This is a genomic window from Enterococcus sp. XAF26B05_ASV22 (assembly GCF_056727285.1).
In genome coordinates this window covers 577,781-591,282 of the sequence record NZ_CM161538.1, presented here as the reverse complement: position 1 = coordinate 591,282, position 13,502 = coordinate 577,781, and the positions used below count along the sequence as shown (strand labels likewise).

The window sequence follows — 13,502 nt, the reverse complement described above, 5'->3', positions numbered from 1 at the left end:
ATTCTCTTATTCTTAAGCCAACATCATCTTATTTTTAGAAGGATTTTTTATGAAAACGACAACTACTTTTAGTCCCAAACGTTTGGTCATGATCATTACTATGACTGTTTTTTCATTTTCAAGTATGACGACTGCCTTTTTCTTAATGGGTATCAAAGCTTTTCCTTATTTTATTGGCGCGGCTTTATTCTACTTTATTCCCTACGCTATTATTATAGCAGAATTTACAGGGGTTTATAAAAATCATATTGGCGGATTATACCAATGGCTCGCGGGTCATCTCTCTGAAAAAATTGCTTTTATTGCTGCTTTTTTATGGTATTGCAGTTATTTTATTTGGATGATCAGTCTGTTTATGAAAGTTTGGATTCCCTTATCCATTTTACTTTTTGGTGAAGATTTAACAAAAAAAAGCACCTCTATACCAAATATATCGACGTCTATTCTCATTGGTCTTTTCGCTATCTTTGCTGTTGCTGTGATGTTGTTTTTTGTCAGCAGAGGATTTAAAGGCATTGCTTCTACGTTATATTTCAGCGGGATCTTGATGACTATTTTGATTGTTACCAGCCTTGGCGGTAATTTGTTGTTATGGCTCACCAATCGGTCGGATATTTTACCAAATCTTACTGCTAGTTTTAAAGGAATTGAAATAGATTCTTCCTCTGAACAAACATTGGTCAGACAGTTATCTTTTCTGATTTTTGCCATTACCGCTTTTGGCGGTTTAGATACGATTGCAAGTTTAGTTGATAAAACAGGAAAACAAAAGAAACAGTTTCCTAAATTATTGATCTATAGTAGTTTGTTCGTTGTTGCTTGTTATTTTTTAGGTATCCTTTTATGGAGCGGTGGAACGGATCTAACTAATTTAAAAGCCAATCATACGATTCATTTAGGAAATTTAATGTATGAATTAATGGAGAATTTGGGGTATGCTTGTGGTCAAGCTCTTTCATTGTCTTCTGCTCAGTCTCAACTTCTAGCTCAACTATTTACTCGATTTACAGCTTTAACCTTATTACTCTCTTATATTAGTTTACTATCGACTATTTTTTATTTGCCGATTCGAACTCTTGTAGAGGGAACGCCAAACCATTACTGGCATCCTCGTTTAAGACAAACGAATAAATACGATATGCCGATTTATGCTTTACTAATTCAAGGTATTCTAATCAGTTTATTTATCTTAGGCATTAGCTTGTGTAGTCAATATGTTGTCTTTTTGTATAATCAATTGACTTTGATGACCAACATTTCACGAGCCATTCCTTATTTATTAGTAGCACTTGCCTATCCAGCATTTAAGAAAAAACAATTAATAGATGATCCAACATCCATTTTGGTTCAATCCCCTCTCGTAGCAACGCTTATTAGCAGTAGTGTTATTTTTAGCATTGCCTTAGCGATCGGCTTTCAACTTTACCACCCTCTTTCCGAAGGGAATCTACTGCAAAGTTTCACGTTATTGATTGGGCCCTTACTATTTGCATTGATTGCTTATTTATTGTATCAACGCTTTCATAAGCGAAAAGAATTGACTCGAAACAGTTGGGAGAATTAGTTTCCCCTCACTGTTTTATTTTTATTGATTTAAAAATAGTCATCACAAGCGAAATAAAAAGGTTTCCTGTACAATATAACTTGAATACATGTTTGTTTCTTCTTTATACACTGAAGAGAGAATAATCTTTGCGCAGGAGGGATCTTTTTGTTTGATTTAGAAAAAGTGCAGTCGTTAAATGAGCTTGAAATGCTTGTTTATCAATATATATTAGAACATATGGACAATGTTCCGATGTTAACGATTCGTCAACTTTCTACAAATTGTCACGTGTCTACCTCAACGATTTTACGGTTTTGTTCGAAAATGGGATTTGATGGGTTTTCAGAATTAAAATATGCTATCAAAAAAGAAAAACAGCAGGAACATTCCTTTGAACAATACTATGATGCTACGGTTCATGTTGATTCTTTTTTAAAACGCCTGAATCAACAAACCTTTTACGAAACATTAAAACCCGCAATCACGATGATCGCCTCTGCTCGCCATATCGTTTTTTCTGGTATCGGGACAAGTGGTATTTTAGGAAATTATGGTAGCCGCTATTTTGCTAACATGGGTATTAATGCTTATAGTATTGATGATCCTTTTACACCGATTCCACAAAGAGGCTTTGAAAATACAGTAGCAATCATTCTCTCTGTTTCAGGAGAAACCACCGAAATCATCAAACAATCAACTGATTTTAAACGTTCTGGGGCTAAAATTCTAAGCATTACTAATGATGAACATTCAACGATTGCTCGTTTAGCTGATTACAACATTTCTTATTACATGCCTGATGAACGATCGATTTATATTGATCCATATATCAACATCACGACGCAAATTCCTGTTATTGCCTTGATTGAACTCCTGGCCCATCAAGCAGGTAAAGAATTTGCAGAAAAAGCGAGTCAAAAGTAGAACCGACCAGACTAACCTATTTAATGCTGATCGTGATACCAAAATTTTGACAAAATGCTGAAGTGTGGCTATGGTTTTTGAGATGAGATTTCACCTATCAAACACCAAGCACAGTCAAGCAATGCTAGGATATCTGGCCTATTAAAAAAGAGGAGTGTGACTATTCATGTCATTTACCATCGACTATTTGAATACAGAAGTGATCACTGGAAAACAGTACAAATTTGCTATTCCTAAAACACCAGAAGACTTTATTGAAGTGAATAACCAGAAATTAGAGATTCTCCCAACTGATAAAAAAAACGTCAGAGCAATCATTATCAATGACCCTGATGAACGCAATGGCACATACAACTATTTTATCGAAGCGAATGAAGGAAATCGTACCTTTACGCTTGAATCTGGCGATTATGCTGTCTTCACAGGAACTTGGGACACTTTAGCAGATATCGATAACTTTATTGGTGCTAGTTATGGCGAACTGTATCAATCCCCCGAATATGGGATCGGCGGCACACATACTATTCAATTACTTGATTTTGACCCTAAAAAAATCATCTTGAAATTACCAGCGATTCGTAAATAAATGTCCAGGATGTCAATCTGAATAAACGCGTAAAAAAGTTAGGTTCCTCAATAATTCCCTAAAAAAACCACAATGCATAAACCGCATTGTGGGGTTTTTTAGGCCAATTATTTGAACCTAAATGCCTTCGGTCACCACTGCATCTTTTTGATGATTTTGTTTTTTTACATGGTACATGTTTCTGAACATGCTTTACCTATTTTAAATAGGAAGGATTTCTTTTATAGTATGAATGTAAACGTATTCAGTAGATTCAAATTAGAGCGGCCGTTCAATTGAACTACTACTACACGCACTTATTTTTCGTTACGTTAGATAACCAAAGGAGAGGTTTAGAATGAATGAATGGATCAATGAAAAAGTTCTACCACCCGTTTTAAAATTCGTCAATACTAAAGCGATTACAGCATTAAGAAATGGTATGTTGTATACCATGCCTTTTACGATCGTCGGTTCGATTTTTCTATTATTAGCTAATTTACCGATCGAATCTGTGGCAAAATGGATCACTGATAGTGGTTTAGTTGTTTATTTTAATCAGGCGTATGGTGCCTCTTTTGCTATCATGTCCGTTTTTGCAGTGATCGGGATCGCCTACTCGTATGTAAAAACTGAAGGTTTCGAAGGCTTACCTGCTGGAATGATTTCACTTGTTGTCTTTATTTTATTTATGTCTTCTGAAATGACAGATGCAGATAGCGGTGTGACGATCGGAAACATTATTAACAAAGATTGGACTGCTGGTAAGGGTATGATCACAGCAATTATTGTTGGATTGATTGTTGGTTGGGTTTACAGTTGGTTCTTGCGTCATGATATTCGTATCAAATTACCAGAAGCTGTTCCTGAAAACGTAGCAAACTCATTTACAGCGTTGATTCCTGCTGGTGCTTTGATTACCGGTGCGATGTTTGTGTATATTTTCTTTGACAAAGTCTTTAAAACAACGTTCTTTGATTTCATTTATGATGTTTTACAATCGCCACTTCAAGGGGTGACCGACTCCTTGGGTGGGGCTTTAGTTCTAGGATTCCTAGTTCCTTTATTTTGGTTTTTCGGAGTACACGGTTCAACAATTGTCGGCGGAATCATGGGACCCATCTTACAAGCAAACTCTTTGGAAAATACAGATATCCTAAATTCAGGAAAAGAATTAACAGTGGCAAATGGTGGACATATCGTGACACAACAATTCTTAGATCAATTTTTAACTGTTACAGGAGCTGGTATGACAATGGGATTAGTCGTATTTATGGTTTTTTTTGCAAAATCAGCTCAATTCAAACAACTAGGTCGTCTATCAATTGGGCCTGCTATTTTTAATATCAATGAACCAATCGTTTTCGCTACGCCAATTGTAATGAATCCAATCATGGCATTGCCGTTTATTATTACGCCAGTCGTGTCTTCAGTCATTACTTACTTTGCCTTGTATACCGGTTTAGTGCCATTGTTTACAGCGGTTCAAGTACCTTGGACAACACCTCCAATCATCTCTGGTTTATTAGTTGGTGGTTGGCAAGCAGCTTTACTTCAATTATTTGTCTTAACATTAGGATTCTTTATTTACCTTCCTTTTGCTAGAAAAATGGATGCCATCAACTATGCACAAGAAACAAATCAACCGATTACAGAAGAAGTCTTGGAAGGGATAGAAGCTTAGCTATTTTGTTCTAACATAATTCAAAAAACACTGTATAGCTGACTCCGTTCAACTAATTCCTCCCAACTATGCAGTGTTTTTATACTCAAATGTTTCGATCTTTACGCATTTCATGTGCTAAGGCACTAGTTGTTGAAGGTCGGACATACAATTTTAAAGGAGAAGAGAATATGTCAATTTTAAGAGAGAATTTCCTTTGGGGCGGCGCGGTTGCTGCTCATCAATTAGAAGGTGGTTGGGATCAAGGTGGTAAAGGTGTAAGCGTTGCTGACGTGATGACCGTCGGTGCCCATGGCGTACCTAGAAGAATCACAGATGGCGTTTTACAAGGGGAAAATTACCCGAATCATGAAGCCATCGATTTTTACCATCATTACAAAGAAGATGTAAAATTATTTGCCGACCTTGGGTTAAATTGTTTCCGGACATCCATTGCCTGGACACGGATTTTTCCGATTGGAGATGAAGCGGAACCAAATGAAGAAGGATTGCAGTTTTACGATGATTTGTTTGATGAATGTTTAAAATATGGGATCGAGCCTGTAATCACTTTATCTCATTTTGAAATGCCTTATCATTTAGTTACTGAATATGGCGGCTGGCGTAATCGTAAAATGATTGATTTCTTTGCGAAGTTTGCACGTGTTTGTTTTGAACGTTATAAAGATAAAGTTAGGTATTGGATGACCTTCAATGAAATCAATAATCAAGCGAATTACGCTGAAGACTTTGCGCCTTTTACCAACTCTGGTATTAAGTACCAAGAAGGTGAAAATCGTGAAAAAATCATGTATCAAGCGGCTCACTATGAATTAGTAGCGAGTGCTCAGGCAGTCAAGATCGGTCATGAGATCAATCCTGATTTTCAAATTGGTTGTATGATTGCCATGTGTCCCATTTATCCGTATTCTTGTGATCCAAAAGATATGATGATGTCAGTCAGTGCGATGCAAAAACGATACTGGTTTACAGACGTTCATGTTCGTGGTCATTATCCTAGCTTTATGGAAAACTATTTGGCGCGTAAAGGCTTTGATCTGGATATTACAGAACAAGATTTGACTGATTTAACCCAGGGTTGTGTGGATTATATCGGTTTTAGTTACTATATGTCATTTGCAATTAAAGATCATGAAAAAGGACCTGCTTTTGATTATGATGAGTCGAAAGATTTAGTGAAGAACCCTTATGTAGAAGCCTCTGACTGGGGTTGGCAAATTGATCCGTTAGGCTTGCGTTATGCCATGAACTGGTTTAATGAGCGCTATGAATTGCCGTTGTTTATTGTGGAAAATGGCTTTGGCGCAATCGATGAAATTGAACCAGATGGCACAATCAACGACCAATATCGCATCGATTATTTGAAAGCGCATATTGAGATGATGAAAGAAGCGGTTGAATTTGATGGGATTCCATTGATTGGTTATACACCTTGGGGCTTTATTGATTTGGTTTCTGCAGGAACTGGTGAGATGAAGAAACGATATGGTTTTATCTATGTGGATAAGGATAATGAAGGACAAGGGACGTTGAAGCGTTCTAAGAAAAAATCATTTGACTGGTATCAGCAAGTGATCAAGAGTAATGGTGAAGCGTTGTAAGATTTTTTGATAAAAAAAGTGAGTGGATAAAACAAACGAAAATTGTTTGTTTTATCCACTCACTTTTAGCTAGTTACGCCTTTTTATTACCCATTTAAATACAAGATAAAGACTTACTAAGATAAAACAAACTTCACTGATTTTAATCAGAAGTATCCCCAGATCATAATGAATAGAATACTCTTTTTGAGCTTCTACTTGTTGAGCATAAGTTAGCGTTCCAAAATCTTGTATAGGCATTAAATTCAAGGTCAATATAATACCTATAAGCCATAGAATAAAAATAGTGATATATACATATTTGAATACTTTTTTATTAAACAACGCTTTTCCCCTCTAAATGTTTTTTTTACAACTTTGATTTGTAATACAATTGTTAATCTCCCAAGTTGTTCCTCTGCCTCTTTTATTCGTCTATAGAATCTATAGCCTCATTAAATTTAGAATAAATGAGATTTCCACCGATATTTACCAAACCCACGTGCTTGCATCATAGGATTGAAGCCTTCCATTGCTAAATAATAATCAACTGCTTGATCAATTTCCACTTCATCTTCTGGTGTGAGTGTGTCTATTGAAAACGATGAGGTGCCGGTCTGATTGTTTTTTGTTTGCCTATCTAGTTGGATTTTTGTGGTTTATCAAAATTTTGGCGCATTATTGGTTGAGACTGGGGAACGATTGAATAAGATAATTTAGGAACTATAACTGAATAGTTCCTGAAAAATGAAAAACAACTTGTGTAGGTTAGATGTTTTACACAAGTTGTTTTTATTCTTAAAAAACCTAAGTTTCGATTTTATAGACTTAAAACGTTCTGCCTTGCTATTTTAATTCCCGATTCAACACTTCATCTTGAATCATCCCACTGGCTTTCATAAACATATACGTCACAACCGGTCCGACAAAGGTGAACCCATGTTTTTTCATATCCTTAGCGACATGTTTAGATAACGGTGTGACATTTAAGACTTCATATGCTTCTTCATACACATTCAACCGAGGAACACCTCCAACAAAATCCCACATATACTCTGCGAAACTACCATATTCATGTTGCACTGCTAAAATCGCTTGAGCATTCTGAATTGTCGCGTTTATTTTTCTTGGGTTGCGAATCATTTCAGGGTCTTGCATGATTTTTTCCACATCATCCGGCATCATCCCAGCAACTTTTTGAATCTCCATACTATGGAAGTTTCGTAAAAATACATCTAATTTACCAGCAGCTGCCTTCCAACTTAATCCTGCTTGAAAGGTTCCTACAGTAAGCAAAATAAAAAGTAAACGGTCATCATGTGTGGGGGTCCCCCATTGATTATGGTACCAATCAAATTTTGACGGTTGATTCTTTTTCATCTTTGTCTCCTACACTCAATTATTTCTTTTATCATAGCACAAAAGAAACTATCGATACGAATTCGTCAAATTCCACCTAAAAAAGAACGCAAAACAAAACCAAAAGTCAGTTTTGTTTTGCGTTCTACATCCGAATAAATGGCGAGAAAAAAGCAGCTCCCTCTTATTTCTCGGAGCTAAACGCTTTTGTTTCTGCCTGATTTTATTTGTCCTCTTTAAATCTCAGCTCTTACATGCTCAACTAGTAGGCTTTTCATCTTTCTTGTAAGCAATAACTTTAGACTCTTTATTTCCAGCAATTTCTTTTGCTCTTTTCATTGCTTGTTCTTTCGTATCAAACGAGTCGGCTGCTTTTTCAGCTTGTTTTGTCTGAACATGCCATCGATTTTCCTGATAATAAACCAACACATCATTATCCAACAAATCTGTGTTGATTTTTTTACCGCTGTGTTTGTCCGTTTTTTCAGGATCAGCCTCTTTCTTAAAAACAGCTTTTTCAGTGTCCGTTGCTTCACCTAACCACTTCTTAGCTTGAGAGATGGCAATCGGAATCACCTTGTCCTCTGGATAGTCTTCACTGACTAATGCATTGGCAATCTCAATGGCTTTCTTTTTTAACAAAGGCTCAAAGTTTTTAAACGAACTTGGATAATCTTTTAAATCCCAAGGCATTATCATTCATCTCCTTAAATAACGGAATCAATTAAGCAAAGAAACTTCCGCCTGTAATTGAATAGACTTGTCCTGTGACATAACTTGCTTCATTAGAAGCTAAAAATACATAAACAGATGCCAATTCAACAGGTTGCCCAGCTCGTCCAATCGATTCTTGCTGTCCAAATTCAGGGATATTTTCTGGTGGTTGTCCACCACAAATTTGTAACGCTGTCCAAATTGGACCTGGTGCAACAGTATTGACACGAATTCCTGAAGAAGCTAATTGTGCCGATAAGCCTTTACTAAATGAAGTGATGGCACCTTTTGTCGCAGCATAATCTAATAAATTTGCACTTGGTTCAGCACTTTGAATCGAAGTTGTTGTGATAATGCTCCCGCCTTTTGGCAAGTAATCCAAAGCTTCTTGCACTGCCCAATACATTGAGATAATATTTGTCGTATACGTATCCATGATTTGTTGTGTTGATAGGTCTTTGATATGCTCTACAGCCTGCTGCATTCCTGCATTCAAGACTAAAACATCCAACCCACCTAGCTCTTTTGCTGCATCATGAACGAGTTTCCGTGTAAATGTTTCTTCTTTTAAATCACCTGGTAATAAAACCGCTTTGCGTCCTTCTGCTTCAATCAAGGCTTTGACTTCCTTCGCATCTGCTTCTTCAAAAGGTAAGTAATTGATTGCTACATCCGCGCCTTCTCTTGCATACGCAATGGCTGGAGCACGCCCGATTCCAGAGTCTCCCCCTGTGATTAACGCTTTACGTCCTTCTAATTTGCCTGATCCTTTATAAGATGTTTCTCCGCAATCAGGTACAGGAGTCATTTTTTGTTGTAATGCAGGTGCCTCTTGTGATTGTTTTTCAAATTTCCCATCGTAGAATCTTGTTAACGGATTTTCAATTTTTTCTGTCATCTTGATTCCTCCTCTAAATTTGTTGCCAATAAAAGTAACTACCAGCTTACTCTTTAACACTAATACAAAATATAAGTGCTGACAAATCATATGTTTTATACTTTAAGAAACGTTCATAAAAGTGGATTTCTTTGGCTGATACGTTAAAACCTCCTATAATTAACTGTATACAACCATTTATTTATAAAAAATAGGTCTTAAGTTGGATGCCAAAAGATTGCAAAAACATTACAATAACATTACATTGAATTAAAAATGCTCGTTGCATTAAGTATTTATCACTATCTAGCGTCACGAGCTATCCTGTTACAATTTAAATTTTAGGAGGAAAAGACATGAAAAACAACAAAACAAGATTTGGCTTGATTGCTGTAATCGTCATTGTTTTATTAGGCGTTTTCGGGGTCAGTCAATACAACGGATTAGCCAAGAAAGAACAGTCAGTAGAGTCTCAATGGAGTCAAGTTGAAAACGTGATGCAGCGTAGAGCCGATCTCGTTCCAAACTTAGTCAACAGTGTAAAAGGCAGTATGCAACAAGAACAACAAGTCTTTGGTGATATTGCTAAAGCACGTGAAGCATACGGTTCTGCGAACAATGATTCAGATAAAATAAAAGCTAGCCAAGAGTTAGACCAATCTGTAGGAACGTTGATCAATGTCATCAATGAAAATTATCCTGAACTAAAATCAAATAATAATGTACAAACATTAATGACCCAATTAGAAGGGACTGAAAATCGTATCTCTGTTGAGCGAAAACGATATAATGACGTTGTAAAAGAATACAACGAGCAAGTGGTTTCTTTCCCTAAAAATATCTTTGCAAATATGATGGGTCTAGGTAAGAAGGATTACTTTAAAGCTGATCCAACAGCAAGTACTGTACCTTCTGTAAATTTTGATAATTCGACTAGCACTTCCCAAAAATAAGTTTCATAAGATATTGCCAAAAATTAGAGGGCACTATCTATTCGTTGATATAAAAATGTTTAGCCAAATGCGGACAATAAAGGAGGTGTTTTTACATGATAGAATTATTTGCTTGGTGGTGGCCATTTAAACCAGGTGGTGGATCTTCTGGTGGAGGTGGCGCAAGTATTTAGAGCTGAAACCATTCATCTGGTAAGCCCAGCCTTATACTCCTCTCAGACAGATTTAATTTCTGCTGAACACAAGGACAGAATAAAAAATGTTACGCATATAAAAAGTTGCACAAAAAACGCTATACACATCTTGATGAAATCTATCAAGATGCGTATAGCGTTTTCTATTATTCAAAATATGCCCACGTGGCTTCAGTTTCTTTCGAAAACGAAATAGTGGTTTGTTCTGATTCTAAGAAGACCCTAAAACTAAAAACGCGTTCGCCTTCATTCAAATACAGTTCTATAAAACTATTATCAACAAACACATCAACTGTGATATTATCTGCTAATTCAGCTATTTCACATGTTCGTTTCATGCCATATTCGGTATCAATTTTTTTAGCTAAATAGCCACGATCAATCGTTATTGTCTCTTTTTTTTCATCTAAATTCAATTGCCAAAAATCATCTTTTGTACCAAAGCAAATAGTCGAATCTTGTTTTTTGTTCAATTCAAATTGAAGATGATAATAGGGGTATTCTAAAAGAAGTTGGTCAGTTCTTATTGTTTGTTTATCGGCAAACTGTTTTTGTACTTCTTCTGTTGGAAAACGTCTTAATTTTCCATCCACTACTCTCATTTCTTGTGCAGTCGTTAATCCATGTTTCCAACCTTCAGTGTCAATTGGATATACTTGCTCACCACAGCCAAACCAACCAAACGTTAATGGCAACTGATTCTTTCCATAAAATGATTGAGGGGCATAATAATCAAAGCCAGCATCCAACTCATCCACATGCTCTAATTCAAACGTTCTTTTTTCAACATCCAATTGTCCTACTAAATAAATGGAAGAAAAACGATTTTGGTAACGATACGTTTCTTTCTCATAGCCCATCGGTGATAGAAATAAAACATCTTTTCCATCAATCGTTACAAGGCTCGGACATTCTAACATATAACCTTTATCGATGGGTAAATCAATCGTTCCTTGATACGTCCAATCCACTAAATTAGTACTCTTATACAAAAGCAATTCACCAATGTCGCCAAAACCCGTTTGTTCTCCCTTCACAAAACGACCTCCGCCAAGTAACATATAAAAAGAACCGTTACGCTCAAAAACAAAAGGATCTCTTAATTCTTGACTAAATCCTTTCGGTGCACCATCAAGGATTGGATTCTTCGGATATTTCGTAATAGTCCCTTTTTTATCCATGATCGCCAAAGCTTGTTTCGCTAACTTCCCTGTATCTGTTTTATAGTTCGCTGTATAAAACAAATAGAGTTCGTCATTATATTCGAAAGCATTACCAGAATAGGCACCATTTTTTTCATATTCTTCATTGGGAATAAGAGCAAAACCTTCATCTTTGAATTTAACCAAGTCTTCGGAAGTAGCATGTCCCCAATGTTTCATTCCATGAAAAGAGTCAAATGGAAACCATTGATAAAATACTTGATACTTGCCATTAAAATAGCTCAAACCATTTGGATCATTCATCAAGCCTGTCTTGGGATATAAATGATACTTTGGGAGATAGGCGCTCTCGTTTATTTTTTCTTCTAATTGACTTAAATATTCTTGCCATTCCGTCGTATAAAATGTATATTTTTCAATTTTTTTACTCATCAATTGCTCTCAGACGTCCCTTCTTTTTATAAGGTACTACCTTTCCCTATTTCTGCTCCTTTTACCCCTTTAACGCGATTCCAAACAATCAAAATAATAATCGGTAAAATAAATGCCATTAAATTTCCGATGATATAAAAGATCAATCTAGGTGGGTATACGATCGTCAAACCTGGTAGACCTGTTAAAGCAAAACTTGTTGCTTTGACATCAAATATTTTCATAAAAGCACCACCGATCCCTGCTGAAAATGAAGCAGCAAGAAATGGAATAATCGAGTCACGTAAATTGACTGCAAAAATTGCTGGTTCTGAAATACCAAATAATGTTGGAACAAAACTAGACATTGCTGTTTCACGACGCTTAGAATTTTTCTTCGCAAGGAAAAACATACCCAATGCTGCTCCACCTTGTGCGATGATTGAAACGGACCATAATGGTTGAATGTAGTTGAATCCTGTGGCCACAACTAATTGCGCTTCAATGGCCTGGATCGCGTGTTGCGTGCCCGTTACAACAAGTGGCTGAAGCAATGCTGCAAAAACAAAGGCACCCACAAATCCTGTTTTGTTATATAGAATATCAATGATCCATCCTAATCCCGTGCCGATTGCATTACCGATTGGACCAAATACTAAGAATAAAGCAAGAGCAGAGAATAAAATAGTAACTGTCGGTACCAAAATAAAACTCAACGCTTGTGGTGTTTTTTTCTTCGCAAATGCTTCTGTTTTTGATAAGAACCATGCTGTTAAAATTGCTGGAAACACGCCACCTTGGAACCCAACTTGTGGGATGGATAACCCAAATACATGCCAAGAGGATAAGGTATCATAATTGCCCAAGACAAAGTCATTACGATTCATCAAATCTGGTGTAATCATCACAAAACCTAACACTAAACCTAAGATTGGATTTCCACCAAATCGTTTGGTTGCTGAATACATGACTAAGACAGGAAGATAAGCAAATGTTGTCGCAATAACGCCTAGAAAACTAGCTAAATCTTGCGCCCAAAGCCATTCCTCCGCCATTGAGCCACCTAAAAAGCCAAATTGTGTCGTTAATAGTGACTTCAATCCTAAAATCATCGCCGCCCCAACAAAGGCTGGAATGATTGGAATGAATATATCAGAGAATACTTTAAATGCTTGTTGTAATTTATTCTGTTGCTTCGTTCCAGAGGCTTTTACATCTTGCAATGAAGCTTCCTTTATCCCTGAAACTTCTTGAAATGCAGCAAAAACCTTTTCTACTGTTCCTGTACCAAAAATAATTTGTAATTGTCCACTATTAAAAAATACTCCTTTAACGCCTTCGATATTTTCTAATGTTTCTTTATTATAATTATTACTATCATTCAATACTAAGCGTAAACGCGTAACACAATGAGCAGCATTCGCTATATTTTCTTTTCCCCCGACACCTTCTAATACTTCTTCAGCAATTTTTTTATAATCCAAACTATTCATCTCCTTGATTATTTTAGAAAAAACCGTTTTTGGAACGTT

General features: G+C 36.3%; 11 protein-coding genes. 6 read left to right on the top strand and 5 right to left on the bottom strand.

Features of this window, described 5'->3' with window-relative positions; all coding sequences use genetic code 11:
* Positions 1 to 49: 49 nt before the first annotated feature.
* From AC1PU0_RS02945 to AC1PU0_RS02925, 5 genes are all read left to right on the top strand, one after another.
* Positions 50 to 1,564, top strand: a complete 1,515-nt coding sequence (locus tag AC1PU0_RS02945; RefSeq protein ID WP_206849202.1) for an amino acid permease — start codon at positions 50 to 52, stop codon at positions 1,562 to 1,564.
* A 147-nt stretch (positions 1,565 to 1,711) separates the two neighbouring features.
* Positions 1,712 to 2,470 carry a MurR/RpiR family transcriptional regulator gene (locus AC1PU0_RS02940; protein ID WP_206849204.1) on the top strand — a complete coding sequence of 253 codons (759 nt, stop codon included), beginning with the start codon at positions 1,712 to 1,714 and terminating at the stop codon, positions 2,468 to 2,470.
* Positions 2,471 to 2,636: 166 nt separating this feature from the next.
* Positions 2,637 to 3,056: an effector binding domain-containing protein gene (locus AC1PU0_RS02935; protein WP_206849205.1), complete on the top strand. Its 420-nt coding sequence runs from the start codon at positions 2,637 to 2,639 to the stop codon at positions 3,054 to 3,056.
* Positions 3,057 to 3,393: 337 nt separating this feature from the next.
* A complete protein-coding gene (locus AC1PU0_RS02930) occupies positions 3,394 to 4,719 on the top strand; it encodes a PTS sugar transporter subunit IIC (protein ID WP_111246859.1) in 1,326 nt (441 codons plus the stop codon).
* Between the two features lie 170 nt (positions 4,720 to 4,889).
* Complete coding sequence (locus AC1PU0_RS02925) at positions 4,890 to 6,320, top strand: 6-phospho-beta-glucosidase (RefSeq protein WP_206849207.1); 1,431 nt, start codon at positions 4,890 to 4,892, stop codon at positions 6,318 to 6,320.
* Positions 6,321 to 7,145: 825 nt separating this feature from the next.
* On the opposite strand, the gene AC1PU0_RS02920 is transcribed toward AC1PU0_RS02925, so the two are convergent.
* The 3 genes from AC1PU0_RS02920 to AC1PU0_RS02910 form a co-directional block, all read right to left on the bottom strand.
* The gene (locus AC1PU0_RS02920) at positions 7,146 to 7,679 is read right to left on the bottom strand and encodes a DNA-3-methyladenine glycosylase I (RefSeq protein ID WP_206849209.1); all 534 of its coding nucleotides are present in this window, start codon (positions 7,677 to 7,679) and stop codon (positions 7,146 to 7,148) included.
* 237 nt (positions 7,680 to 7,916) lie between these two features.
* Positions 7,917 to 8,351 carry a DUF2188 domain-containing protein gene (locus AC1PU0_RS02915; RefSeq protein ID WP_206849210.1) on the bottom strand — a complete coding sequence of 145 codons (435 nt, stop codon included), beginning with the start codon at positions 8,349 to 8,351 and terminating at the stop codon, positions 7,917 to 7,919.
* Between the two features lie 31 nt (positions 8,352 to 8,382).
* Positions 8,383 to 9,270, bottom strand: coding sequence for an SDR family oxidoreductase (locus tag AC1PU0_RS02910; RefSeq protein ID WP_479998677.1), 888 nt, complete (start codon positions 9,268 to 9,270; stop codon positions 8,383 to 8,385).
* 335 nt (positions 9,271 to 9,605) lie between these two features.
* Between AC1PU0_RS02910 and AC1PU0_RS02905 the strand changes: the two genes are divergently transcribed.
* Positions 9,606 to 10,202, top strand: a complete 597-nt coding sequence (locus AC1PU0_RS02905; RefSeq protein WP_069653978.1) for a LemA family protein — start codon at positions 9,606 to 9,608, stop codon at positions 10,200 to 10,202.
* Between the two features lie 340 nt (positions 10,203 to 10,542).
* Here the strand turns inward: AC1PU0_RS02905 and AC1PU0_RS02900 are convergent, their stop codons facing one another.
* Both AC1PU0_RS02900 and AC1PU0_RS02895 read right to left on the bottom strand, forming a co-directional pair.
* The gene (locus AC1PU0_RS02900) at positions 10,543 to 11,991 is read right to left on the bottom strand and encodes a glycoside hydrolase family 32 protein (RefSeq protein WP_206849212.1); all 1,449 of its coding nucleotides are present in this window, start codon (positions 11,989 to 11,991) and stop codon (positions 10,543 to 10,545) included.
* Between the two features lie 26 nt (positions 11,992 to 12,017).
* Complete coding sequence (locus tag AC1PU0_RS02895; protein ID WP_069638981.1) at positions 12,018 to 13,454, bottom strand: PTS transporter subunit EIIC; 1,437 nt, start codon at positions 13,452 to 13,454, stop codon at positions 12,018 to 12,020.
* Between the last annotated feature and the right edge of the window lie 48 nt (positions 13,455 to 13,502).

Coding starts and splice junctions, on each gene's coding strand:
- AC1PU0_RS02945 (WP_206849202.1), top strand. CDS start 50: ATGAAAACGACAACTACTTTTAGTCCCAAACGTTTGGTCATGATCATT.
- AC1PU0_RS02935 (WP_206849205.1), top strand. CDS start 2,637: ATGTCATTTACCATCGACTATTTGAATACAGAAGTGATCACTGGAAAA.
- AC1PU0_RS02930 (WP_111246859.1), top strand. CDS start 3,394: ATGAATGAATGGATCAATGAAAAAGTTCTACCACCCGTTTTAAAATTC.
- AC1PU0_RS02925 (WP_206849207.1), top strand. CDS start 4,890: ATGTCAATTTTAAGAGAGAATTTCCTTTGGGGCGGCGCGGTTGCTGCT.
- AC1PU0_RS02920 (WP_206849209.1), bottom strand. CDS start 7,679: ATGAAAAAGAATCAACCGTCAAAATTTGATTGGTACCATAATCAATGG.
- AC1PU0_RS02915 (WP_206849210.1), bottom strand. CDS start 8,351: ATGCCTTGGGATTTAAAAGATTATCCAAGTTCGTTTAAAAACTTTGAG.
- AC1PU0_RS02910 (WP_479998677.1), bottom strand. CDS start 9,270: ATGACAGAAAAAATTGAAAATCCGTTAACAAGATTCTACGATGGGAAA.
- AC1PU0_RS02905 (WP_069653978.1), top strand. CDS start 9,606: ATGAAAAACAACAAAACAAGATTTGGCTTGATTGCTGTAATCGTCATT.
- AC1PU0_RS02900 (WP_206849212.1), bottom strand. CDS start 11,991: ATGAGTAAAAAAATTGAAAAATATACATTTTATACGACGGAATGGCAA.